Annotated in this window: 23 protein-coding genes; 12 read left to right on the top strand and 11 right to left on the bottom strand. The window is 56.2% G+C overall.

The window, feature by feature from the left end; genetic code table 11:
• Position 1 precedes the first annotated feature (1 nt).
• The 5 genes from CKW19_RS12455 to CKW19_RS12435 form a co-directional block, all read right to left on the bottom strand.
• The gene (locus CKW19_RS12455) at positions 2-1,150 is read right to left on the bottom strand and encodes an efflux RND transporter periplasmic adaptor subunit (protein ID WP_095058182.1); all 1,149 of its coding nucleotides are present in this window, start codon (positions 1,148-1,150) and stop codon (positions 2-4) included.
• A 430-nt stretch (positions 1,151-1,580) separates the two neighbouring features.
• Positions 1,581-2,759 (bottom strand): XdhC family protein, encoded by a 1,179-nt coding sequence (locus CKW19_RS12450; RefSeq protein ID WP_095058138.1) that lies wholly within the window; start codon positions 2,757-2,759, stop codon positions 1,581-1,583.
• A 51-nt stretch (positions 2,760-2,810) separates the two neighbouring features.
• Positions 2,811-3,716: a LysR family transcriptional regulator gene (locus tag CKW19_RS12445; protein WP_095058137.1), complete on the bottom strand. Its 906-nt coding sequence runs from the start codon at positions 3,714-3,716 to the stop codon at positions 2,811-2,813.
• Between the two features lie 102 nt (positions 3,717-3,818).
• Positions 3,819-4,172: a cyclophilin-like fold protein gene (locus CKW19_RS12440; protein ID WP_095058136.1), complete on the bottom strand. Its 354-nt coding sequence runs from the start codon at positions 4,170-4,172 to the stop codon at positions 3,819-3,821.
• Positions 4,173-4,332: 160 nt separating this feature from the next.
• Positions 4,333-5,220: a LysR family transcriptional regulator gene (locus CKW19_RS12435; RefSeq protein ID WP_048392883.1), complete on the bottom strand. Its 888-nt coding sequence runs from the start codon at positions 5,218-5,220 to the stop codon at positions 4,333-4,335.
• Positions 5,221-5,408: 188 nt separating this feature from the next.
• Here CKW19_RS12435 and CKW19_RS12430 point away from each other — a divergent pair, with 188 nt between their 5' ends.
• Genes CKW19_RS12430 through CKW19_RS12415 form a run of 4 tightly spaced genes read left to right on the top strand, consistent with a single transcriptional unit; the run spans position 5,409 to position 9,518 of the window.
• Positions 5,409-6,299: an SDR family NAD(P)-dependent oxidoreductase gene (locus CKW19_RS12430; protein WP_095058135.1), complete on the top strand. Its 891-nt coding sequence runs from the start codon at positions 5,409-5,411 to the stop codon at positions 6,297-6,299.
• Between the two features lie 22 nt (positions 6,300-6,321).
• Positions 6,322-7,485: an MBL fold metallo-hydrolase gene (locus tag CKW19_RS12425; RefSeq protein ID WP_177408806.1), complete on the top strand. Its 1,164-nt coding sequence runs from the start codon at positions 6,322-6,324 to the stop codon at positions 7,483-7,485.
• Between the two features lie 3 nt (positions 7,486-7,488).
• Complete coding sequence (locus CKW19_RS12420; RefSeq protein WP_095058133.1) at positions 7,489-8,805, top strand: NTP/NDP exchange transporter; 1,317 nt, start codon at positions 7,489-7,491, stop codon at positions 8,803-8,805.
• Complete coding sequence (locus tag CKW19_RS12415; RefSeq protein WP_095058132.1) at positions 8,802-9,518, top strand: NADPH-dependent F420 reductase; 717 nt, start codon at positions 8,802-8,804, stop codon at positions 9,516-9,518. The genes CKW19_RS12420 and CKW19_RS12415 overlap by 4 nt, the downstream gene beginning before the upstream one ends.
• Before the next feature lie 188 nt (positions 9,519-9,706).
• On the opposite strand, the gene CKW19_RS12410 is transcribed toward CKW19_RS12415, so the two are convergent.
• From CKW19_RS12410 to CKW19_RS12390, 5 genes are read right to left on the bottom strand one after another with little or no spacing between them, the layout of a single operon-like run.
• Complete coding sequence (locus CKW19_RS12410) at positions 9,707-10,480, bottom strand: L-iditol 2-dehydrogenase (RefSeq protein WP_013692788.1); 774 nt, start codon at positions 10,478-10,480, stop codon at positions 9,707-9,709.
• Between the two features lie 57 nt (positions 10,481-10,537).
• A complete protein-coding gene (locus tag CKW19_RS12405; protein WP_095058131.1) occupies positions 10,538-11,635 on the bottom strand; it encodes an ABC transporter ATP-binding protein in 1,098 nt (365 codons plus the stop codon).
• A gap of 57 nt (positions 11,636-11,692) precedes the next feature.
• Positions 11,693-12,526 carry a carbohydrate ABC transporter permease gene (locus CKW19_RS12400; RefSeq protein ID WP_013692786.1) on the bottom strand — a complete coding sequence of 278 codons (834 nt, stop codon included), beginning with the start codon at positions 12,524-12,526 and terminating at the stop codon, positions 11,693-11,695.
• Positions 12,527-12,536: 10 nt separating this feature from the next.
• The gene (locus CKW19_RS12395; protein WP_013692785.1) at positions 12,537-13,463 is read right to left on the bottom strand and encodes a carbohydrate ABC transporter permease; all 927 of its coding nucleotides are present in this window, start codon (positions 13,461-13,463) and stop codon (positions 12,537-12,539) included.
• Positions 13,464-13,522: 59 nt separating this feature from the next.
• Positions 13,523-14,833, bottom strand: coding sequence for a sugar ABC transporter substrate-binding protein (locus tag CKW19_RS12390; RefSeq protein WP_013692784.1), 1,311 nt, complete (start codon positions 14,831-14,833; stop codon positions 13,523-13,525).
• Positions 14,834-15,125: 292 nt separating this feature from the next.
• Here CKW19_RS12390 and CKW19_RS12385 point away from each other — a divergent pair, with 292 nt between their 5' ends.
• The 4 genes from CKW19_RS12385 to CKW19_RS12370 all read left to right on the top strand — a co-directional run bounded on the left by CKW19_RS12385 (position 15,126) and on the right by CKW19_RS12370 (position 19,238).
• Positions 15,126-16,076, top strand: a complete 951-nt coding sequence (locus CKW19_RS12385) for an AraC family transcriptional regulator (protein WP_013692783.1) — start codon at positions 15,126-15,128, stop codon at positions 16,074-16,076.
• A 61-nt stretch (positions 16,077-16,137) separates the two neighbouring features.
• On the top strand, positions 16,138-17,046 hold the full coding sequence (locus CKW19_RS12380; protein WP_095058130.1) for a carbohydrate kinase: 909 nt from the start codon (positions 16,138-16,140) through the stop codon (positions 17,044-17,046).
• A gap of 731 nt (positions 17,047-17,777) precedes the next feature.
• Positions 17,778-18,458, top strand: a complete 681-nt coding sequence (locus CKW19_RS12375; RefSeq protein ID WP_048392867.1) for a class I SAM-dependent methyltransferase — start codon at positions 17,778-17,780, stop codon at positions 18,456-18,458.
• A 48-nt stretch (positions 18,459-18,506) separates the two neighbouring features.
• On the top strand, positions 18,507-19,238 hold the full coding sequence (locus CKW19_RS12370) for a RibD family protein (protein ID WP_095058129.1): 732 nt from the start codon (positions 18,507-18,509) through the stop codon (positions 19,236-19,238).
• An 81-nt stretch (positions 19,239-19,319) separates the two neighbouring features.
• On the opposite strand, the gene CKW19_RS12365 is transcribed toward CKW19_RS12370, so the two are convergent.
• Positions 19,320-19,769: a LysR substrate-binding domain-containing protein gene (locus tag CKW19_RS12365; RefSeq protein ID WP_256580330.1), complete on the bottom strand. Its 450-nt coding sequence runs from the start codon at positions 19,767-19,769 to the stop codon at positions 19,320-19,322.
• Between CKW19_RS12365 and istA the strand changes: the two genes are divergently transcribed.
• From istA to CKW19_RS12350, 4 genes are read left to right on the top strand one after another with little or no spacing between them, the layout of a single operon-like run.
• On the top strand, positions 19,713-21,212 hold the full coding sequence (istA, locus tag CKW19_RS12360; RefSeq protein ID WP_177336958.1) for an IS21 family transposase: 1,500 nt from the start codon (positions 19,713-19,715) through the stop codon (positions 21,210-21,212). The genes CKW19_RS12365 and istA overlap by 57 nt on opposite strands.
• Positions 21,205-22,008 carry an IS21-like element helper ATPase IstB gene (gene istB, locus CKW19_RS12355; protein ID WP_060540902.1) on the top strand — a complete coding sequence of 268 codons (804 nt, stop codon included), beginning with the start codon at positions 21,205-21,207 and terminating at the stop codon, positions 22,006-22,008. The genes istA and istB overlap by 8 nt, the downstream gene beginning before the upstream one ends.
• Positions 21,995-22,456, top strand: a complete 462-nt coding sequence (locus CKW19_RS28430) for a hypothetical protein (protein ID WP_143500345.1) — start codon at positions 21,995-21,997, stop codon at positions 22,454-22,456. Before istB ends, CKW19_RS28430 begins: the two co-directional genes overlap by 14 nt.
• On the top strand, positions 22,446-24,794 hold the full coding sequence (locus tag CKW19_RS12350) for a lipopolysaccharide assembly protein LapB (RefSeq protein ID WP_143500343.1): 2,349 nt from the start codon (positions 22,446-22,448) through the stop codon (positions 24,792-24,794). The genes CKW19_RS28430 and CKW19_RS12350 overlap by 11 nt, the downstream gene beginning before the upstream one ends.
• Positions 24,795-25,084: the final 290 nt, after the last annotated feature.

The following is a 25,084-nucleotide window of genomic DNA, read 5'->3' as shown; positions in this document are numbered from 1 at the left end:
TCTACTCCGCCTTAGCGCTGGTGTTTAGCGCCACAGGGGCTCTGTTCGCCTCATCTGTCATCGCTTCCTGAGCGACCACGGAGCTCCCCGGCTTAATGAACTGAAGCCCTTCGACGATGATTTTGTCTCCGGCGCTCAAGCCGCTTTCCACCAGCACATTCGCACCGACGGTGCGGCCAACCTTGAGCTGGCGTTGCTCGACTTTGTTATCGGCGGTAACGACCATGGCGGTCGGGGTGCCCTTGAGATCCCGGGTCACACCAATCTGTGGAGCAAGAATGGCCTGCTCGGCGACCCCCTCCTGCAACCGCGCATGCACAAAAATCCCGGGCAGCAGCAAGTGATCGGGGTTGGGGAACACGGCGCGCAGGGTGACCGAGCCGGTTGCTTCGTCGACCGAGACTTCTGAAAACTCCAGCGAACCCTGCAGCGGGTACTGGCTACCGTCCTGAAGTGTCAGGCTAACTTTCGCAGCCTTATCAGCAGTTTTCTGCAACTGCCCGCTTTCAAGAGCCCGACGCAGTTTGAGCACCTCGCCATAAGGCTGAGTGACATCGACATAAATGGGGTCGAGTTGCTGGATAATCGCAAGGGCGGCTGCTTGGCCATTAGAAACTAGCGCACCTTCGGTCACAGCCGAACGTCCAATTCGCCCGCTGATAGGCGCGAACATTTTGGTATATCTCAGATTGATCTGGGCGCCCTTGACTTGTGCCTCTGCCTGCATCTGCTGAGATCGAGCAGTGTCATACTCCTGCTTGCTCACCGCCTGCTCATCGATCAGTTGCCGATACCGGGTGGTCAGCGAGCGAGATTGCTCCAAACTGGCCTGCGCACTGGCGAGCGTCACCTCGTAAGTTGATGGATCGATCTGATAAAGCTGCTGACCAGCCTTGATATCTGCGCCTTCCTTGAACAAGCGTTTCAGGACGATGCCATCCACCTGCGGCCGAACCTCGGCAAGGCGATAAGCACTGGTACGCCCAGGCAGATCGTTGAACAAGGTCACAGCCTGGGTTTTCAGGGTCACCACACTGACTTGGGGGGCTTGCACCGGCGCAGTAGCAGCCTGCTCGTTGTTGCATCCACTGAGCATCGTGGCAAAAGCAATGGCGGTTACCAAAGCAGGATAGATAGGCTTGAATGGCATAAAGTCCTCGAACACAGCGCTGAAAAATGCGCGCATGAGTTTGCAAACTGCCGCAGCACAGGCTGAAACAGCTGCTGGTGGCAATGGGAGAAAGAGTTCGGCAAGTACGCGCAAGAAGCGCGGTGCGAAGATCAAGCTTATTGACCGGGTTAATAAACCCGATGAGCCAATGCGCTGCGCATTGGATTGTTATGTAGGCATGCTAACAATCGAGGGGCCTGAGGATTAGCCCGACTTTACTGAAATCACCAATGAGTGATATTCAGCAATAAAATGGTTTCAGAATTTTGCAGATTACTCACAACGCTCTATATCCAGCGATTAACGAAGGACAGCATTTCGATTAGTGAGTTTTGATCAGCTTTGGCCTCTAATGCGTGCAGCGCATCGGCGAGGCTCATATCCTGCAGGAGCTTCCAACTCAAGTCTTCTACGACTCTGCCATGGATAATTCACGGGAACATCTGGGTTCAAGCTGACAAGTTTCGTGGATCGTTGACGTCCGCAACTTCAGACTTCCACCCGCTCGCCCATTCAGGACGGCCTGCATCTCCCCAAGCACCGCCATCGCCACACTTTCCGGGGTGTCCCCACCCAAATCCAAACCCATTGGATAGTGCAATCGGTCCAACGCAGGCAGGCTGTTTGTCTGTCGCGTTATTTCATCAAGCAGACGCTCGGTCCGATCACGCGGCCCGAGCTGACCGATGTAACGGGGATTACCTTGTAACGCGCCTTTCAACCAATGCGCATCCTGGCTCAGGCTATGGGACATTACCGCCACACACGCCCCCTCCACGAACTTTCGAAATTCGAAAGGCCCGCCTATATCGGCGCTCAACACCCGATCCGCTTCGGGAAAACGTTCCGGACGGGCGAAATGTGGGCGACTATCAACAACGGTGACATGCCACCCCAGGATTTTTGCGATCCGTACCAACGGCTGCGCATCATGGCCCGCCCCAAAGATCATCAGACGCGGTGGTGGCGCGACGTATTCCAGAAAAACCTCTACCTCCGCATAGCCTTCGGTATAGCGTTGCCGCGTAGATTTTTGCTGGTCCAATGTGAGACGCAGATCAGCGGTAATTCGCTCGTTCAGTGCAGGATGGTAGAGCCCTCCGAGGGGCGCCGCGCCAGATTCCAGGAACACACGGTCTCCAACATCTGCACGGCTATTGCGTGAGCCCGCTATTACCGTTGCGATTGCTACGGGTCTCTGGTTGCTTCTTACTTTGCGTAAAGCATCAAGCACAGCGCATTGCTTTGTAGCTGGTACTCGCTCAAACAACACATACACCTTGCCGTTGCAGCCCAGCCCAAAACCAAGGGACTCTTCACCGCCCTCTTCGTCTGTGGCCTCGGTCGTGCTGTAGCTACGAATCACCGGGCCCGACTCACTCAGCCACCAGGCCTTTCGCACCACATCAGCCTCCAGACAGCCACCACTGATAGTGCCCTCCGGACGTCCATATTGTGAAACGAGCATGCGCGCCCCCGGACGGCGATACGCCGACCCCTCGACCTTCACAACGGTGGCGAGTACAGACTCTCGACCCTCGTTCTGTTCGGCGTGGATGGCATCGAGCAATGCGTTCAAACTGGACATATCAGATCTCTCTCCCAAAGCGAATCCGGCGAAGTCGCTGTCGATCGCCAACTATCCAAGCGGGCGCAACTCTCTGATCAAGTCGATCAGCAAACGTAGCGTGATCGGCACCTGCCGGTAGCTTGAGTAATAGATATGGAAGCCTGGACCGACACTGACCCAATCCTCCAAAACCACTTGTAAAGTTCCTTCCGCTACAAGCGGCGCGACAATGGGTTCAGCACAATAAGTCAGCCCAGCGCCCTGGGTGACCATGGCGAGCATCATCCGCGTCTCATCCAGCACGACATTACCGGACACTGGGATCTCTAATTTTTCACCCTCTTTCTCAAACTCCCAGTTGTACATCCGGCCGTTGCCTAGCCGAAACCTTAAACAACTGTGCTGTTTCAAATCCTCGGGGTGCAGCGGCATGCCACATCGGTCGAGGTAATCGGGGGTTCCTACCACGACCCATCGAACAGGGGGGGAAAGACTTTGGGCAATCATGCCTTCAGGTACGGTAGCGCCATACCTGATCCCAGCGTCGAAGCCTCCTTCAACAATGTCCACCATACTGTTGGTGGTTGAGACTTCCACTTCGATATCGGGATAACGATGAGCAAATGTCGATAAAACGGGTGCCAACAAAAGGAGCGCCGCGTCACTGAAAACATTCAGCCGTATACGACCAGTGGGCTCATCACGGAACTTATTCAACAACTCAATGGCCTGGTCGATTTTGTCGACAGGTTCGCTTATCAATGCCAGCAGCTCCTCACCGGCTGCCGTCAGGGTGACGCTGCGGGTCGTGCGATTGAGCAAACGAACCCCCAATCTCGCCTCCAGCCCCTTGATCGCATGACTCAGCGCAGATGCACTTATCCCTACTTCAACACCCGCACGACTGAAGCTGGAATGGCGGGCGACAGCTAAAAAGTAGATAAAATCGCCAAAGTTGGCACGAGTCAGCTGCATGAGTTCTCTGCCATTGGTGTGAAACGTATGAACGAAAGGACCTCACCCGCCCCCTACGCCACAGACAGTTTTTGCCGGCGTGGTTCTGACTGTTTTGGGGTATCACTCATCGACCAAGGTGATCGTCACTTCAAGGGACCCAGGGCGCGCGAGTACTTCCAGGCCGGAATCAATCTTGCCGAGTTTGATAAGGCCGCTCGAATACTTGAAGCCTTTATGAAAAATGGCGAGATTTCCCCAAGGCGCATAGAAGGCAATGTCACCCACCGAAGGCGTGAAGCCAGCTGGCGCGCCCTGTGTCGATAATGGCTTGGGCAGGACGCTGATCTTCTCGGTCGAGGCGTAGTCGTCCAGTGTCAGTTTCATCGGCAGCTGTTTAACGAAATCTATGGAGGAATCGTTGTTGTCGAGCGTTGCCGTAACCGGACCGCCTGAAACATCGATGCGTATTTTCATAGTTGCTCCACTTTGCTCCGATGGGCTGCGGGGCACGCCCTACCCCCGACCCGAATTGATCTGACAGCCAAATTGCTTTCCCGCCAGAAGGTATCAGCTGACAGAAAAACTGAAATACCTTGCAGCGATTGAAGTCATGAATGAGATTTATCAATCGTCCTTACACACGCAGTGCATTCATAACCAGCGTGAAGGCCCGCGATGGCTGTCTGCGACTTGGGTAATACAAATGGTACCCCGGGAAGGGAGCACACCAATCTTCCAGCACACGAACCAGGCGGCCATTTTCCAGATGCGGTGCGAACTCTTCTTCAGGAAGATAGGCGATGCCCAGGCCGGCCAAGGCTGCATCCACCATGCTGGGAGAGGTGTTGAAAACGAGCTGGCCATCCACTCGTACGTTTAACGGTTGGCCACGACGCTCAAACTCCCAAACGTATAGCCCCCCTGCTGTTTGCATACGCTGATTGATACAACTGTGCTTTAGCAGGTCCCGTGGATTTTTGGGCGTTGGATGCCTTTCGAAATACATCGGGGAGGCCGCAGCGGCCATGCGCAGTTGAGGACCGATGGGTACCGCAACCATATCCTTGTCGATGGTATCGCCCATACGCACGCCTGCATCGAAACGGTCGGCGACGATGTCTCGAAAACCATAATTGATATCGAACTCTATCTTGATATCCGGATAATCGAGCAAAAGCGGCGTGAGCTTGGGAAGCAAATGTGCTCGAAGAATGTGCTCACCACAGGTGATGCGCACGGTGCCGGCGGGTTTATCGCGCATCTCGGTCAGTTCGTCGAGTTCTGCCTCGATTTCGTCAAAGCGATGACCAATGGCTTTTAGTAAACGCTCGCCCGCTGCCGTAGGCGATACGCTACGGGTGGTTCGTGTAAGCAAGCGAATCTCCAGCCTGGCCTCTAACCCGCTCATTGCCTGGCTGAGGGCAGATTGAGTCACGCCCAGTACGGAAGCTGCCCGCGTGAAGCTGCCTTCACGGGCAATCGTTACGAACGATAAGAGATCATTGAGGTTACGTCTGACCATCGCCCAAGTCTCTCATAAATCATTAATTAGCAGGCCTTATAGCCCCTTTAAGGACTGATTAGCTAGTGGCGCCGAAGGGGGCCGGTTACATTAACAACCTCTTTTTAACCAACCCTTCGTTATATTCAGCGCGAGCGATCGCCATGGCGCTTGGGACGAGAGGCGCGAAGCGACCCGAGGGGACGTGCATGGATCGTAGAGACTTTCTCATCAGAGGCGCCGGACTGGGTTCGGCGTTGATCTCAGGCTCACTTCTGGAAGCAACGGCATCCTGGGCAGAGGCCCCAACCAATTCCCGAAGGGAGGCTCCCGCGTCCAACGCACAACGGGACAACAATGCAAGCGGCAAAGCCCGCGTATTCATTACCGGCTCGGCCGATGGACTGGGCCATGCCACCGCCAAGACCCTGCTTGCCCAAGGCCACGAGGTTGTCGTGCATGTGCGCTCCCCTGCCCGGTTGTCTGCCGTGCAAGAACTGGTGGACCAGGGCGCCATCGCGACAGTCGGCGACTTGGGCGATCTTGAACAGGTTCGCGACCTTGCCCGTCAGGTCAATGCCATCGGCGCGATGGATGCCATTGTTCACAACGCTGGCATCCTCAGCGGGGCGCAACTGCTGGTCGTCAACGTCGTCGCCCCCTATATGCTCACGGCCCTGATTCAGCGCCCCAAGCGTCTGATCTACCTGAGCAGCAGCATGCATAGGGGGGGACAAGCCAGCCTGACGGGATTGGACTGGTCGGGCAGCACCCCCACAGGCAGCTATTCGGACAGCAAACTCTTTGTAACCGCACTCGCAGCAGCCGTTGCGCGGTTGTACCCCGACGTCCTCAGTAATGCGGTCGATCCGGGCTGGGTCCCAACGAAGATGGGAGGTCCCAACGCACCTGACGACCTGCGCCTGGGACACCTGACCCAGGAATGGCTTGCCACCAGCAATGACCCTGAGGCACTCACCAGCGGCGGCTATTGGCACCATCAGCGACGCGAACAGCCGCATTCCGCGGTCCAAGACTCCCGATTCCAAGACTTGCTGCTGGCTGAACTCACGCGCGCCAGCGGCACGAACCTGTCGTGACCACCTCCACGGTAACTACTGCATGAAATTATTCTGGGGTCGTCTTCTCATGGCCGTTGTCGGTATCGCTCTGCTAGGCATCGTTGGCGCCTTCGCCTATTTACAGCAGCCGGTCTTCGGCGACCTGCCCAGCGGCGAGCGGCTGACGCGCATCGAACATTCGCCCAATCATGCCGACGGAGTGTTCCGCAACCAGATCGACACGCCCATAAAGACCACGGACCAATCCGAGATATCGATGTGGATGCAGACCCTTTTCGGGCAAGAGGGGCAGCCTCGACCGCCAAGCCCGATTCCCGCCGTCAAGACCGACCTCAAAGCACTCGACCCTACACAGGATATAGTCGTTTGGCTGGGCCATTCCTCCTACTTCGTGCAACTGGGCGGACAACGCATCCTGATCGATCCGGTGTTCAGCACTTACGCCGCGCCGATCCCCGGAGTGAACAAGGCATTCGAGGGCACCAGCCTCTACACGGCCGATGACATACCCGAGATCGACGCTTTGTTGATCAGCCACGATCATTACGATCACTTGGACTATCCAACCGTTCAGGCGCTTCAGCCCAAAGTCAGAAAGGTTATCGTGGGGTTGGGTGTAGGCGCTCATTTCGAGCGCTGGGGCTACGACATGGGAGTCGTACGTGAAGCCGACTGGAACGAAGTCATCGCGCTGACACCGAACGTCAGAGTCCACGTCACCACAGCTCGACACTACTCTGGACGCACCTTTACCCGCGATCAGTCGCTGTGGGTCGGCTTTGCACTTGTGTCTCCTGAGCAGCGGTTGTTTTTCAGTGGCGACTCGGGTTATGGCCCGCACTTTGCCGAGATCGGCCAGCGGCTGGGTCCGTTCGACTATGTCGCCATTGATGCCGGTCAGTACGATCCGCGCTGGGCGAACGTCCACATGAATCCGGAACAGGCCGCGCAGGCAGCCAAGGACCTGCGCGCCCGAGTGCTGATGCAGACGCATGTGGGCCGCTTCTCCATCGCCCCTCACGATTGGGATGATCCGTTCAAGCGCATGCAAGTCGCCAGTCAGGGGCAAACCTTCGCGCTGTGGACGCCCGAAATCGGCCGCACGGTCTACCTTGACGGCCGTGCGCAGTCGTTCACGGCATGGTGGGAAGACGACGCAGCGAAGACTCCGCCTCAGCTCGCGGCTGGAGCCAGGGAGGAGTAAGTCGTGCAATCTCCCTTATCGCTGTTGCAGCGCCAGGCCAAGGTGCGCCCCGAAGAAGCACCCGCAGTCCTGTGGTCGATGCTCTACGTCATCGCGCTATTTCTGGCGTATTACCTGTTGCGACCGATCCGCGACGAACTCGGTGTGGCCGGCGGGGTCCAGAACTTGCCCTGGCTATTCACTGGTACGTTGTTGGCGATGCTGGTAGCCAGCCCGCTGTTCGCGCTGGCCGTGCGCAAACTGCCACGCAAGCAGTTCATCGTCGTGGCCTATCGCTTCTTCGCTGCCAACCTGATGTTGTTTGCACTGCTGCTGCATCTCGCCGATCCACAGTGGCAGGTGTGGCTGGGACGTGCCTTTTTCATCTGGGTCTCGGTGTTTAACCTGTTCGTCGTCTCGGTGTTCTGGTCCTTCATGGTGGATATCTTCGACAGCGAGCAGGGCAAACGGCTGTTCGGGCTACTCGCGGCAGGAGCAACGATTGGCGGCCTCTTGGGCTCGGCTATCACTTCCAGCCTGATCCAACAGTTGGACCGCTCCTGGCTGATGGTGATTGCCATCCTGTTTCTGGAAGTGGCGGTACTTGCATCACGCCGTTTATCTCGCCTTGCTCCGATGTTCAGTCACACCACGCTCAAGGAAAACCCGGACCAGCCCTTGGGTGGCGGCATCTTTACCGGCATGGTCCACACGTTGCGTTCGCCCTACTTGGTCGGGTTGGCACTATTCATTCTGCTGTACTCGGTCACGTCGACTTTCTTGTATTTTCAGCAGGCCAGCATCGCCGAGTCCTCGTTCCCTGATCGTGCGGCCCGCACGGCGTTCTTTGCCAATATCGACCTGATCGTCAATGCGATCACACTGGTATTCCAGCTGTTCATCACCGGCAGGATGATCGCCACCGCGGGCATCGTGGCAACGCTGTGTGTCCTGCCGCTGGTCAGCCTGTTCGGCTTCGCTGCCTTGGCCGCCAGCCCTAGCGTCGCAGTCATCGTGGCCGCGCAGGTCGCCCGCCGGGTAGCGAACTTCGCACTGGCCAGACCCGCCAGGGAAATCCTGTTTACCTCCAGCACACGTGAAGATCGCTACAAAGCCAAGAACTTCATCGACACGGTCGTTTATCGTGGCGGTGACCAAATCGCCAGTTGGGGATACGCAAGCCTGATGGGCCTTGGCCTGACCCTGGCGCAGATTCCCATGATCTCGGTCCCCCTCTCAGCTATCTGGCTGGGCTTGAGTGTCTGGTTGGGACGAACCCACCTGAAGCAGGAACAGCGCGATGCTACGGTCTCACCATCATTGATTGAGGACAGGACATGAAGTCTACCCGCCGCTCCATAGTGAAATCCCTTGCCGTATTGGCCGCTTTGCCGTGGCTCATCCCCGCGAGTCGCGCCTTTGCGGTCGCGCCAACACGCATCGGCGTGATCGGTAGCGGATCGCTGGGCGGCACGGTAGGTCGGCTGTGGGTCGAGGCTGGACATGAGGTCATGTTCTCTTCCCGCCATCCAGAGCAATTGCAAGACATGGTTGAGGCGTTAGGGCCACGCGCTTCGGTCGGCCTGCCGATGGCGGCAGCGGAATTCGGCACCGTGCTTCTGTTGGCTATTCCGTTTGAAGCGCTGCCCCAGGTCGGGCGAGACCTGCACAGTGCCTACCGCGGCAAGATCGTTCTGGACTCCACCAATCCTTGGGGCACAAGCAGCAGCGATGTATACCGCGAAGCGCACAACCTGGGCGTTGCTGAAACCGTCGCGAAGTACATGATCGGCGCGCGACTGGTGCGCGCATTCAGTGCCGTCGATGCCACCGTGGTGGCAACGTCTGCCTCACGAGCGGGCGGGCGCATTGGCATGCCCATCGCCGGAGATGACGCCGAGGCCTTGCGGGTCGCCGCCGACCTGGTACGCGATGCTGGTTGCGACCCAGTCGTCGTGGGCAACCTGGCTGCCTCCGCCTCGTTCCAGCCGGGCAGGCCGGGTTTCCGCGCCCATCTGACCGCACCGGAACTGCGCCGCCTCCTCGGCCTGTAGTGCAGAGTTCTGGTGGCCGCGTAGATAAGCAAGAAACCTTGCTGCTAGCTCCCACCTCAACAATCGGCCGGTGGATCAAACTGTCAGGCTCTCATGAGTCGGGCAGCGTGATCGCGAGGAAGCTGAATCTAACCGCCGGGTGATCGGAAAATGTGCCGCTCTCCTGTCACCCGCCCCCCCTCCTGCACTCAGCTCATCCAGTTCCCGCCATCAACGTTGTACGTTTGTGCAACGATGTAATCGCTCTCCGAGCCCGCCAGGAAAATTGCCATTCCTACCAGATCCTCTGCCGTCCCCATTCTTCCATACGGAACCTCAAGGCCGACGAGCCGCTTCTTCTCACCCAGGGGTCGGTTCTCGTGTTTGGCAAAGAGCGCGTCGACACCGTCCCAGTGTTCGCCATCGACAACCCCCGGGGCAATCGCATTGACATTGATTTTGTGCTTGATGAGGTTAAGGCCAGCAGACTGTGTAAGGCTGATGACGGCCGCCTTGGTGGCGCAGTAGACGCCTACCAACGCCTCACCGCGGCGACCCGCCTGGCTGGCCATGTTGATGATCTTACCGCCATGCCCCTGACTGATCATCTGCTTCGCCGCTGCCTGAAGCGTGAACAGCGTCCCGCTGACATTGATTGCAAAAAGCTTGTCGTAGCTTTCCCGAGTGATCTCGGTGATCGGTGCAAGATCGAACAACGCCGCATTGTTCACAAGGATGTCCAGCTTTCCTGCGTGGGCAACGACCTCCGCGATCGCTGCATCAATGGACGCCTGGCGGGTAACGTCCATCTCCACCGCGTAAGCTTGCGGCCCAAGCTCGGAGGCCGTCGCTTGAGCTCTTTCCAAATTGATGTCGGCGATAGCGACCGTAGCGCCTTCACCGATATAGGCCTGGGCAAACGAGCGTCCAATACCGCGCGCGGAACCAGTGATCAAAGCGCTTTTACCTTCGAGACGTTTCATTGAATCTACCTTTGTGGTTCGTGGCGCGCTTCATCGAAAGAGCGCGCGTGATGGAAGTCAGGCCGCGCGTGATGCCGCAGGGCTTACCGAAAGACCGCTCTCATCAAATAGATGGCAATGAGCGACATCGAGGGTGAGATAACGCCGGGCGGCGTACGGCACTTCGCAATCCCCCTGGACACGTACCGTCAGGTTTTCTCCTGAATCGACATTCACGTGGCAGAAGGTATCGCTGCCCAGGCGCTCGGTGACATCCGTCGTGACCGGCACTTGGCCTTCAGCGCCCAGGGTCAAATGCTCCGGCCGTATCCCGATCGTCACGGATTGCCCAACCGACAACGCACTGCTGTCGCGTGGAATGAGCAAAGTGGTTCCAGAGGCGAATCTAACCTCCACCCCCGATGCATGCACGGCATGCACAGTCGCCTGCAAGAATCCCATTTTTGGTGTCCCAAGGAAGCCGGCAACGAACAGGTTGGCAGGGTGATGGTAGAGCTCGAGCGGCGAACCAATCTGCTCGATCCGCCCAGCGTTAAGCACAACGACCTTGGTGGCGAGCGTCATGGCTTCGACCTGGTCATGGGTCACGTAGATCATGGTCGCCTGCAGCTCCTTATGCAGTCGGGACAGCTCCAAGCGCGTCTGTACACGCAGCGCAGCATCAAGGTTCGACAGTGGCTCATCGAAAAGGAAAATCTTCGGGTTTCGGACAATCGCACGCCCAATAGCGACTCGTTGGCGCTGACCACCTGACAACTGCTTAGGCTTGCGGTCGAGCAGAGAACCAAGTTCGAGAATCCTTGCAGCCTCGGCGACCTTCCTTTCCACATCCGGCTTCTTCTCACCTGCCAGATCCAAGGCAAATGACAAATTCTTGCGTACCGTCATGTGCGGATACAGAGCATAGGTCTGGAATACCATGGCCAGGTCTCGTTTGGCAGGAGTCACCTCAGTGATGTCTCGGCCGTCGAGCTCGATCGTGCCGCTCGTGACGTCTTCCAAACCTGCAATCAGGCGCAACAGGGTCGACTTTCCACACCCCGACGGCCCTACGAACACCACAAATTCCTTGTCCTTAACCTCGAGATTGATGCCCTTGATGATGGACAGTCCCTCGAAACCTTTCTTGAGATTTTCTATTTTCAAAGTGGCCATGCGTAAAGTCCTGTATGAAATTGGAGCCTTCGCGAAATCATTGAATGCTCGACGTCGTCATTTGACGGCGCCAAAGGACAGCCCACGAACCAATTGCTTCTGACTGATCCAGCCGAAGATCAAGATAGGTGCGCAGGCCAATGTGGAAACTGCGGAAAGCTTCGCCCAGAACAGACCCTCAGGGCTCGAGTAGGAAGCGATCAGCGCGGTCAGAGGTGCGGCGCTGGAGCTCGTCAGGTTGAGCGACCAGAAGGCCTCGTTCCAGCACAGGATCATCGACAGCAGCATGGTCGACGCCAGCCCACCCTTGCTGATGGGCAGCAGCACGCGCAGCATCTCCTGCCCCAGGGTCGCGCCGTCCAGCCTGGCCGCCTCCAGAATCTCCCGGGGGATGTCTTTGAAGTACGTGTAAATCATCCATACCACGATGGGCAGGTTGATCAGGGTGTAGATCACGATCAGCGCGATCCGGGTGTCCAGCAACCCCGCCCCCTTCGCCAGAAGGTAGATAGGCATGAGCACCCCAACTGGAGGAAGCATCTTGGTCGATAGCATCCAAAGCAGCGTCTGCTTAGTGCGCTTGGTCTCATAGAACGCCATCGAGTAGGCCGCCGGCACCGCGATCAGCATGCACAACGCTGTAGCGGAGAAGGAAATCAGCACCGAGTTCCACGCGAAGTGGAAGTAGTCACTGCGCTCCTGGATGTGCAAGTAATTCTCCAGCGTAGGCATGAAGATGAACTGTGGCGGCGTAGCGAAGGCGTCGATCTCGGTCTTGAAACTGGTAAGCACCATCCAAAAGATCGGAAAGAACAACAGCAAAGCGGTGACCCAGGCCAAGGTGCCGAGCAGTACGCTTTGCAGAGACCGGGATTGTTTAAGCGTCATCATGGCGTTGTCCTCAGGCTTTGTCGGTCAGGTTCTTGCCAATCATGCGCACCAGCACAATCGCCGCGATGTTGGCGATCACCACCGCAATCAGACCACCGGCCGAGGCCATGCCCACATCGAACTGCACCAGTGCCTGGTTGTAGATCAGATAGGCGAGGTTGGTCGAAGCGAACCCAGGTCCGCCATTTGTCGTGGTGAAGATTTCTGCAAATACCGACAGCAGGAAAATCGTCTCGATCATCACCACCACCGCGATGGGCCTGGCCAAATGTGGCAGGGTCAAATGCCAGAAGATGGCCAGGGCACCCGCCCCATCCAATCGAGCGGCCTCTTTCTGCTCTTGATCGAGCGACTGCATGGCTGTCATCAGCAACAAGATCGCAAAAGGCAGCCACTGCCAGGAAACGATGACGATGATCGAGAAGAGTGGGTAATGAGCTAGCCAATCGACAGGCTGTGCCCCGAAGAACTTCCATACCGCCGCGAGGATCCCGGAGACAGGGTGGAAGATCAGGTTCTTGAAGATCAGCGAACCCACGGTCGGCATGATAAAAAACGGCGAAATGAGCAGCACCCTGACTATGCCGCGTCCAAAGAACTCGCTTGCCTCAAGCAAGGCTGCAATCAAGACACCAAAAATCACGCTGATCAGCAGCACGCTGCCCACCAATATCAACGTGTTAAGCGCTCCGGGAAGAAAACCCGAATCTGTCACGAAATAGGCAAAGTTCTCCAGGCCAACGAACTCGTTTTCCCCTGGATTGAGCAGGTTGTACCGGATCACCGAAAAATAAACGGTCATGGCCAGCGGCACGATCATCCAGAGCAACAAAAGTGCAACCGATGGCGACACCAGAAACCATCCTGGATTGATCAAACGGCGTGCGCGTGATGGCGCCGAGGCCGCAAGCTGGGCTCGAATAATGGACGTGTTCATGATTATTTACCTGTGCGGCTGTGACCGCCGGCGCTAAGCCGGCGGAGGTAAGGGGCTATTTATTTTTTGGGATAGCCCGCACGCTTCATCTCGCGCTCGGTTGTGGACTGGGCAGAAGCCAGCGCTTGCTCAACCGACATTTGTCCTGTCAATGCTGCGGAGAAAAGCTTGCCTACCGATGTACCGATCGACTGAAACTCGGGGATCACCACGTATTGAATGCCCACGTACGGAACAGGTTTGGCTGAAGGCTGCGACGGGTCAGCGTGCTTCATCATTTGCAACGTTACCTGAGCAAACGGCGCGGCCTTGAGGTAAGCGTCACTGTAGGTCGAGATGCGTGTACCGGGTGGCACGTTCGTGATGCCATCCTTATCGGTAACTAGCTGGATGTACTCTTTGGAGGTGGCCCAGGTGACGAACGATTTGGCGGCCTCTTTGTGCTTGGAGGTGGCAGGAATTGCCAATGACCAGGCGTACAACCATGAGGACCCCTTGTCGGTAACCTCAATAGGCGCAGGAGCGAAACCTACGCTGTCCACCACCCGGCTCTGCTCCTTATCGGTGGTGAAAGATCCAGCCACGCTTGCATCAACCCAAATCGCGCATTTTCCACTGTTGAAAAGGGCCAGTGTTTCGTTGAACCCGTTACTGGATACTCCCGGAGGGCCGTATTTCTTCAGGGTATCAACATAAAACGTCGCTGCTGCCTTCCACTCAGGACCATTGAGTTCAGGCTGCCATTTCTCATCGAACCAGCGCGCCCCGAAGGCGTTGGCCATCGTGGTAAGCAAGGCCATGTTTTCGCCCCAGCCAGCTTTGCCACGCAAGCACATGCCATATTGATCCTTCGAAGGATCATTGAGCTTGGCAGCGAACTCGCCCAGTTGCGACCAGGTCGGCTGCCCCGGCATCGTCAGCCCTGCAGCCTTGAACAGGTCGGTGCGGTAGTACGTGATGGTGCTTTCGCCGTAGAACGGCAGTGCGTAGAGCGTATCGTTAACGGAAAGGCCCTGACGCACGGCAGGAAAGATATCGTCGACGTCGTAGCCGGCCGGGAGGTCCTTCATCGGCTCTAGCCAGCTCTTAGCACCCCACATCGGGGTCTCGTAGGTGCCAATCGTCAACACGTCGAACTGACCACCTTGAGTGGCAATGTCAGTGGTCAGGCGCTGACGCAGAACGTTCTCTTCGAGCACGACCCAGTTCAGTTTGATGTCGGGATGCTGCTGCTCGAAGACCTTGGATAGCCGTTGCATTCGGATCATGTCACCGTTGTTGACCGTCGCGATGGTCAGCGTCTCAGCGGCATGGCTGGCAAGGGCGAATGACAGACCAGTAGAAAGAATTAGCGCATTCGTAATCTTCATGGGGCTCTCCACTCCAAGCCAGATGACCGGAGCTATTATTGTTGTTGTTCACCACTTGTGAGCAAAACAAGACCGCATTGCAGTGGTGGGCGAATTGATTAGACCACCTACCCGCCCCGCCCTCAAACGAATCGCGGACGCCGAATCGATACTTTTTTGATCGCGACAACCGGCAGCCACGAGGGTTAAAAAAGTATCAACAAGCTGCAATAGTTGGGCTAGCAGCCCCGGACGAATTCGGCGTATGGTTGGCGCATTCGATCCACCGCATAACTATAAAAAGGGGCACGAGATGCCTGATAACCGCGCTGCTTTGTTCGAGCACCGACCAGCCGACCTTGAAGTCATCCTTCCTGAACCCGATCAGAGCTTTCGATGGTACGAGCACGACTATCCATACGCCCTCGCCCGCTGGAACCACCATCCGGAATATGAAATCCACCTGATTCGACAAGGAAGTGGCAAGCTTTTGGCTGGGGATTACATCGGGCCCTTCACCGCAGGACATGTCGCACTGATTGGCCCAGGTCTTCCCCATGATTGGATGGGAGATATCGCGCCGGGGGAACAGCTCGTAGGCCGCGACGTGGTTCTGCAGTTTGACGGTGCTGCCCTGCTCGACCTCCAAGGTTCATTACCTGAGCTATCAGAGCTGAAAACGCTATTTGAGCTGGCACAACGTGGGATCGAGTTTACTGGGGGGACGGCCGTCGAGGCCGCTTTGCTGCTTGAGAGAATCGGCGAGGCGACGGGGCTTCAGCGCCTGATCATGTTCCTGCAATTGATAGGCACCCTCGCAAGGGCGCCAAAGCGCGAAATTCGGGTATTGGCCAGCGCCTGCTACTCGCCTTCGTTGAACGAGCGCAGCTCGGAGCGAATTAATCAGGCATTCGACTACTTGATCAATGAGCTCACGTCTGACGTCCGGCTATCTGTCATCGCCGAGCGAGTTGGGATGAGCGAAGCCGGTTTTTCACGCTTTTTCAAACGAATCACTGGCCACGGATTCATGGACCTGATGCGCAAGCTGCGCATCCAGCGTGCATGTCGACTACTCGTCCAGACACAGCTCTCGGTCGCCGAAATCTGCTTCGAGGTAGGCTACGAAAACGTCTCCAATTTCAATCGCCACTTCCGTCATGAAATGCATCAGACCCCGAGCGACTACCGGCGTACTACTGCCGTGAAGCTCTTCAACCGAGACAGTCTTCACCCATCGCTACCGATCACGCAGGTGCGGTGAGACCGCGCCTATTGATGTGACGCACGATAGTGTCCCCAGCCCGATACAAGAGAGAATGAATATGCAATTGCCGAGCGTTGTTGTGTTTGGTGAAGCACTGACCGACGTGGTTCAACACTCGCCCGGACGGTGGCAGGGCTATCCAGGTGGCGCGCCCTGGAACGTGGCCCGCGCAATGAGCCGCCTCGGCGTGCCCACTGCATTCGCCGGCTCGATCAGTACCGACTCATTGGGCGATGAGCTCGCAGAGCAATCGAGGGCTGCCGGTCTGGACATGAGATTCCTCCAGAGAGTTGACGCTGACCCTCTGGTAGCGATCGTGCCCTCCAGCCACCCTCCCCGGTATTTCTTTGCGGGCGAGGCCGATCTACTTTTTGATGTGGACCAACTCCCGGCAGGTTGGTTGGATGCGGTTCGACTCTGTCACTTCAGCTGTATCAGCCTTGCCCGTCAGCCATTGGGGGACAGGCTTGTTGAGGTGGCCAGGAGGGTGAAGGAAGAAGACAAGCTGATTAGCTATGACCCGAACTGGCGCAACCTGATGGACACCCGCTACCGCGAGCTGACTTTCCCGGCCATGGTGGAGCTTGCAGACATCATCAAGCTCTCGGATGAGGATCTTCGTCAGATATACCCTGGATTGAACGAAGAACAGGCCCTTCGAGAATTGCGGACAATGAATACTCGTGCCCAGATTCTTTTCACCCGTGGAGCGAAAGGCATGGTGTTGTATGACACCGACCTAAAGTTTGAACAGCCCGCGATCGCCGTTGAGGTCGCGGATACAGTGGGTGCCGGAGATTCGAGTATGGCCGGCTGGCTCGCCTCGACGCTTCTAGGCATCCAAGAGCCGCGTGCACGATTGGAGTTCTCCGCGGCTTGTGCGTCGGTGTCTTGCTCACATGCAGGGGCTTACGCGCCTAGTCGTGAAGAAGTGAACAACTTGCTGTCATACCGCATGCAACATTGACGCTGAAATTCGCATTGAACACAGCCATCTTGTCAGGTGACGGGGCTCAAGGCGCAGTGGATAGAGTACACATGCGGGTTGAGCCAGATGGACCAGTTCACCACTAGCCAGTTGAACCCGCACCAGTGTTCGTGGCCCAGGTGCAACAAACGCTCCCCCACCAGTTATTACAAGTTTTTGATCTGGCGCCCGGCAAGTCGGGCCTGCTCCATCTGCGGAAACCCCGAAGGTGAAAAGCAGCGTGCCGCCCCCAACCGCCAAACTGTTCTCTTCATCCGTCAAATCTCTTTGCTTACTTCGTCTGTCGGCGTCCCGAGCCGTCTTTCGTTCAAAGCTGAGGTCGTCAAGAATGAATACTCGTAAGTTATCAGCTGAGTAAAACTGGCATACGTCGCAGCGATTGAGACCAGAAATGAGACCTTTCAACCTCACCGGCGACGCAATGATGATATTGACGCCCAGCCATCAATTCAGCTCATGGTTATATGCAGTCACGCAGCTAGCTCTTCGTCATCCCTGTCGTAAAATCATGCCACGGTTGCGCGGTCCCCTGCCTTATCGTCAATAGGTTCCACGCCCGTCCTGATAGAAGCCATAAGGCTTCTTTTGAATGACCTGAAGCTCCCATAGGCGCGCATACCCCGGCCACTGCCATGACCGCACCAGACCAGAATGAGGATCCCAACTCATACCCTCTGGAATTTTCTGCCGCAACAAATGGAGCCCCATTGATGCCCGATCCGATCAAGCTTGAATTTTCCGAAAAGTACGACGATAAGCACGCGCAGAGTTATTTACTCAAGCATCAGGACAATCTGGCCCGCCGTTTATCCCACAAACGCGACGAGCAATTGGCGCGTAGTGCGTTGGTCGCCGCTGGCGAGCCTGGCTTGGTGCTAGACTTGCCGTGTGGGGCCGGGCGTTTCTGGCCGTTACTGGCGCAAAAGCCTGGTCGCGTGATCATCGGCGCAGACAATTCTGAGTCGATGTTGAAGGTCGCAACCATCGCCCAACCGGCGGAGGTGGTGAAACGGGTTCGCCCGTTGCAGACCTCTGCCTTTGCTATCGATTTACCGGACAACGCGGTCGACAACATATTCTGCATGCGCTTGATGCACCACATCGGCGCCCCTGAGCACAGACTGGCGATACTGCGTGAGTTTCAACGCGTTACTCGCGACAGCGTAATTATCTCACTATGGGTGGACGGCAACTTCAAGGCTTGGAAACGCAAGCGTACCGAAGTGCGTCGTCGCAACAAAGGAGAACAGGACGGTTACCAAAATCGGTTCGTGTTACCGGCTACTACTGTCGAGGCAGAGTTTGAACAGGCCGGTTTCCGTGTTCAGAAATCCCTGGACTTCATACCGCTCTACGCCATGTGGCGAGTTTATGTATTACGCAAAAAATAACAGAATGGCCATCAGCCACTTATCCAAGCTTTATGGAATTGATAGTTCATGCCCCCTCGAATCATATGCCACATGATCAGCTCGGTGGACGGGCGCCTCGTGTCTTCTCGTTGGACATCTCTACCCAACGAGGACAGTGAGCAAACGATTAGCAATCATTACGAGAGAATTGCCGACCGCTTGGGCGGCGACGGTTTCATCATAGGCCGAACGACCATGGAAGCATTCGATGGGATTTCTTCAAAACCACCGCTTGTTGCGGAACACAGCGGTGGCATGCGGGACCACTCCATAGCGCATGAACCAGGGGACCCGGTTGCAATCGTGATTGACCCCTCCGGGAAGCTGCACTACCAGACGAATACCATTGATGGCGGACATCGGATTATCTCCATTCTCGGCGACTCGGTATCGGATGCCTATTTGCAGGCGTTGCGAAACCAGGGCATTTCCTATCTCTTCGCAGGCCCTCATTGTGAAAACCTTAAGCAAGCGTTAGCGATGCTAGGCGCCCAGTTTGGATTGAAGACCCTGCTACTCGAAGGTGGCGGAGTGATCAATGGGACCTTTTTGAAGGCCGGTCTGATCGATGAGATCAGCCTTTTGATTTACCCAGGAATAGATGGTTTGAGCGGGGTACCAAGCATATTTGAATATCACGGCCAGTCGGATGAACGCCCTGCGTCCGGCCAGTCCCTGCGCCATATCAGTACGCAAACGATTGAGGATGGTTTCATCTGGGCCAGGTACCTCGTTGCGAAGATGTCACCGCACACATGACACTCGCAACAACGGCAAACCTCTAACGGCGGGAGCCCTCGCGTCAGGCTCTAGTCGCGCAAGGGCTTACGCTTCCAGTATTTAAGACGCTCGCTCCTGCATATAGGGCCGGGTCACCTGAGTGAGCCAGTTCAGCACTGCTTCCACGCGCGGAGCAACGTGCCTGCGATGAGGGAGAAGCAACGAAGCCTGTATCGGGGGCGGCCTGAACTCTGGCAGTACCTCAACCAGCTCCCCGCTATCGATCAGGCGCTGGCTTGCCGGTACGGACACTTGCATGATGCCCAACCCGTTTCTGCAGGCCGCCAGCAGGAGTGAGCCACTGTTTATGGCGAGTGCACTGACCATGGGTACTGACTGCATGTTGCCGCTGACCGAAAACTGACCCAGTAAAGGCTCTGCCGACTGAAAACTGACCCAGGTGTTCAACTGCTTCTGCTCAATTTTTGAGCAGGAGAACACAGGGTGATCAGCATGGAAATGATGGGCAAAATTCGGCGCATGTATTTTCGCGACAAGCTGTCGCTGCATCAGATAGCCAAGCGTACCGGGCTGTCGAGAAACACCATCCGAAAATGGGTCAGAGCACCCGAAGCCACTCAACCGGCGTACCTGCGGTGCGCAGCCTCCAACAAACTCAGTCCGTTTCACCAGACGCTGGAGCAAGCGCTCAAAGCCGATTCATTTCGGGCAAAGCACAACCGCAGGAGCGCCAAAGCGCTCTTCGAGCAGATCAAGGCAGAGGGTTACGACGGCGGCTACAGCCAGCTCACCGCCTTCATACGTTCGTGGCGCGGTGAGCAAGGCAAATCCTTACGGGCCTTTGTACCGTTGACGTTCGCACTCGGCGAGGCCTTTCAGTTCGACTGGAGCGAAGAAGGTCTGCTGATCGGCGGCCTGTTTCGACGCATCCAGGTCTCCCACATGAAGCTGTGCGCCAGTCGCGCATTTTGGTTGGTTGCGTATCCCAGCCAAGGCCACGAGATGTTGTTCGATGCCCATACCCGCTCGTTTGGCGCGTTAGGTGGGGTGCCGCGTCGCGGCATCTACGACAACATGAAGACCGCTGTCGACAAGGTCAACAAGGGTAAGGGCCGCACGGTCAATGCCCGGTTTGCCGTTATGTGCGCACACTACCTGTTCGACTCAGACTTCTGCAACGTGGCCTCCGGCTGGGAAAAAGGCATCGTCGAAAAGAACGTCCAGGACAGCCGGAGACGCATCTGGCTCGATGCTCAAGATTGTATGTTCCACACCTTTGAAGAACTGAATGTCTGGCTCGGCCAACGCTGTCGTGCGCTCTGGAACGAGTTGCTGCACCCACAGTACAACGGGCTGACGGTGGCGGACGTCCTGGAACTGGAACGGGTGGAAATGATGCCAATGCCCACGGCCTTTGACGGTTATGTCGAACGCACTGTGCGGGTCTCCAGCACCTGTCTGGTCAGCGTGACGCGAAATCGCTACTCGGTGCCGTGTGAACGGGTCGGTCAGTGGGTCAGCAGCCGCCTGTATCCCTCTCGGGTAGTGGTCATCGCCGATGAAACGATGATTGCCAGTCACGAGCGCCTCTTTGATCGAGACCAGGTCAGTTTTGACTGGCAGCATTACATCCCACTCATCGAACGCAAACCTGGTGCGCTACGCAATGGCGCTCCGTTTGCCGATCTGCCGAAGCCATTGCTGCTTCTCAAGCGTGGTCTGAGACGTCACACCAATGGTGATCGAGTCATGACGCAGGTACTGGCGGCAGTTCCCATCGCCGGGCTCGATGCCGTGTTGGTGGCTGTGGAGTTGGTACTTGAATCAGGCAGCTTGAGCGCTGACCACATCCTGAATGTCCTGGCTCGACTGACATCTACAGCAGCCCCTCCATCTGCCGAAACCAGTCTTCAACTCAAGGTCGCGCCTGTCGCCAATACGGCGCGCTACGACCGGCTGCGTACCACCGATGAGGAGACTCGCAATGCGTGATCTTATGGCGGAACTCAAAGAACTTCGGCTGCATGGCATGGCCAGCGCCTGGGAAGAACTGGTCTCCCAAGGCGAAGCCTCGACGGCGTCGTCGAAATGGCTGCTCGAACATCTGCTTCAGCAGGAACATGCAGATCGCGCCGTACGCTCTGTGAATCATCAGATGAACATGGCCAAACTCCCCATCCATCGTGATTTGGCAGGCTTCGATTTCAGCGCTTCCAGCGCAGACGCCCGCTTGGTCAGGGATCTGTCCAGCCTGGAGTTCACCGATACTGCACAGAATGTCGTGTTCATCGGTGGGCCTGGAACAGGCAAAACCCACCTGGCCACCGCCTTGGCCGTGTCCGGGATCACGACGCATAACAAGCGCGTGCGCTTCTACTCCACGGTGGATCTGGTCAATTTGCTGGAGCGCGAAAAATACGAGGGCAAGGCAGGCCGAATCGCTCAAGGACTGCTTCGCATAGACCTGGTGATACTCGATGAGCTGGGGTATTTGCCCTTCAGTCAGAGCGGTGGTGCCCTGTTATTTCACCTGCTATCCAAGCTATACGAGCACACCAGCGTGATCATCACCACCAACCTCAGCTTCTCGGAATGGTCGAGTGTGTTCGGTGACGCCAAGATGACCACTGCGTTGCTGGATCGGCTGACACACCACTGCCACATCGTCGAAACGGGCAACGAGTCCTACCGCCTGCAACACAGCAGCTTGGTCGACCAGACAAAGATCAAATCACGTGAGCGAAAGCGCAAGAACGATGACGGTACAGAGGACGATGAACCGTTTTGATCAACACCGGGAATTCCCTGCCGCATGCCTGTATGCGGTGGGGCTTAGTGCCTATGTCAGCAGGACACTGCTGCTAAGCTTATCCACAGTTGCTGATGCAAAAATCAGCAAACGGCCCTGGGTCAATTTTCAATCGGCAGGGTCAGTTTTCAATCAGCGCCAACACCTCAGCCAGAGCGTGCCCCTTAGTCGTCACGGATTACTATCACAGGAAAGCCACCCCATGGATCTGGATCAGCTCATAACAATCGAGCCCGCTGCGTTCAAGCAACTCCTGGAAGAAGACTATTTCGACAACAACGGCATCTACATCATCCGGGTCTACAACGCGCTGATGCGCAGTGCGCAGTGCGCAGGATCAACCTGTCCAAGTTGCATGCCTTGCGGAAGTTGCCGTCGAGGTCTATTCCGAAGCAGGGAAAGACGACGAGACAATTTTGTACCTTGAGCTGCAGATACGCGCATTGCTCTGCGATCAGAATCTCAATCAAGCAATGCCTTTAGTCGAACGTATTGCCTGTATAGACCATGGCGCCAGTGAGACAACCGTGCTGGAGCTGGCCGAGGACATCTTGAGCAGTAAGGACTCATATGGGGTTAGCGTTGACCAGCGTCCACGCATCCTCGCTCATGTTGCGCGGCTGATTCAACGCTATGGTCAACAGGAGAGAGTGGCCCATCTCTATCTGGAGGCTGCCAGCCTCTACTCAAGTCATGGTGCGTTTCAACCGGCATATCGCTGTGTGGTTGATGCCGAAGAAATCTCCCAATCATTGGACTCGTTGGCGCTTAAGGCACGTTGCTATACAACCCTGATGAGCGTCGCGTGCGAAGAAAATGATTACAGCTTTGGTGTGACCACGGGTGAAATGGCAATAAGTGCCTATCAGGCGCTTGGTGAGACATCTCCCGCCATGCTTCTTGGAAATCTAGGCGTGGCTTACATGAATTCTGATGAGGAGGATAAAGCGATCGGCTATTTCGAACAGGCCCTCGCGAGTGCTGATTGCACGGATCACATGACGATCACGGTAAGAGGCAACCTGTCCGTATGCCTGAGACGCTGCGGTCGGCTCGTTGAGGCCGAAAATGTGCTTGCCATGGCCGAAGCCGCGCTCGTGGACGATGCACAGAACCCAGAAGGACTTTTAGAGATTTCTTTGAGCGGTGCAAAGCTAGCGATAGAACGACAGGATGCACCGCTTCTGATCAAACGGCTTCAAGACGCCTCGCATCATTTCGATCGAATTCTTTCCGATGTATTAAGGCTGCACCACCGACGCGGTATTCGAGAGCGCTATATCACCAGAATTGAAGGCCTGCTGCGTGCATTGCCTCCTACTGGAAGCACTACAGATGCGCTGTTGCCTATCGTCGCTACTAGGGGCAATGCGATGGGAGACTGGCTTACGATTTTGAGTTGGGCTAGCGATGTCCGCACGTCTCGACCAGCGTTGGACGAAACCGTCCTGCAGCTTGACCGCGCGCTACAGGCCATACGAGAGATCGGCGCTCCTCATCTCTATGGAATAAGAGAAAAAGGGGATGATGCATGGAGTGTCTTCAACACCACGCGCGTATGGGACGAACTCTCAAATATCGCTGCGATCATTTACTCCCAGAGTGCCGATCGCCCCCTCGACTGCGCTAATGCTCAATATCAGGCCGCGCTTTGCCTTTCTCGCCTAAATGCTGGTCACTGCCTGATGGTAATGACTTATGCGGGGGAATCGGCGTTGCTTTGGTACTTCATCGGCGGTCAGTACAAACGGATCTCCATTCCATTAGCCCCAATGACGGAGTGGCATGCAGCTCAGCTCGATTTTGCTCAGCAGTTCATGAGCAGGAGCGATTTTATGGGGGCGATTAGCAAGCTGATCACTTCGCTAGCGCCATCGCTGGACAACGTGTTCTCTGATATTGCCGAGGCAGGCTGTAAGTCCGTCCGATTCATTGAGGACTGTTTTAATGACGTCCCGCTGATAGAGTTTGCACTGCGTAATTCCGAGCTCTGTGCGCGGATGGCGGAGGGGAAGTTTGAGGTCAGAATGGTTCCCGCCCTAATCGAACCGATTGAAGTAGAGGGCCCTCTTTTAACCACCGCCGCTATAGTTGACCGCAAGGAAGACCTTCTGCTCGCCCCCTATGAATCCACGGCTTTTACCCAGGCTGCGGGTCTGGCTCCGGCTGTGTTGATGCAAGCAGATGGGCATGCTGATCTAGAAGATCTCATGGGAAAATACGATGCGTTGATCGTCTCCACACATGGTCATTCGTTGAAGTTTTTCCAAGACGCTTATTTTGCTCATCTGGGGAGCCGTGAACACCCGCACCCTATTAGCGTTGCGGCTATGCAGGTGGCCGCACCAAATCTTCAACTGCGCTTAGCATTAATAAACACATGCTTCTCTGGCTCAAGGTCTTCGCGCAATTCCCAAAAGAGGTTTCGTACAAGTGACTCTGTTGCATTACCAAACCTCTTTTTGCTCAATCGAAAAGCCATCGCGCTTGCTGGAATTTGGAAGATATCTGACACTGCATGTTTCACACTTACATACCTGGCAGGCGAAGGGCTCAAGCTCGGGCTTGAGCCCTCCATTGCGGTGACGAGAGCGGTTGCGAAGGTTCGTATGAGCACGCTTACATCTGTGACCAGCATCCTAATAAATAACCTCCCTGCATCGCTTCATGCTGAGGCGCTCGAGCGGATATCAGGCGCTCCAGAGGTTGGAATGTTCTCTAGCCCTTATGTCACAGCAGGTTTCACCATACACGGCCTCCTATGACAGCATTCACGGTTGCCGATCGCATACTTGTCGTTTGGAAACTTCCAGCCGTTACACATCGGATACCAACAGTGACCAAAAGTAGTATGAGCTAGGAGACTTAATGGCACCACTCTGATCGAGCAGCAGTCTTCTATGTAACTCGAGAAAATCGTGATCTCGTAGATCTGTTCTCATCACTGCTAAACTCCGTTGTGCCCAATCGTGACTCTGCGCAAGCGTCCGGCCAAGTCGCCTGCCCCCACCTGAATGACAGATTGCAGGGTGGGGACACGGCTACAAGATGTGAA

Origin of the sequence: Pseudomonas sp. Irchel s3f7, from assembly GCF_900187615.1 — a bacterium.
GTDB lineage: Bacteria > Pseudomonadota > Gammaproteobacteria > Pseudomonadales > Pseudomonadaceae > Aquipseudomonas.
This window is presented reverse-complemented; position numbering and strand designations above follow the sequence as displayed.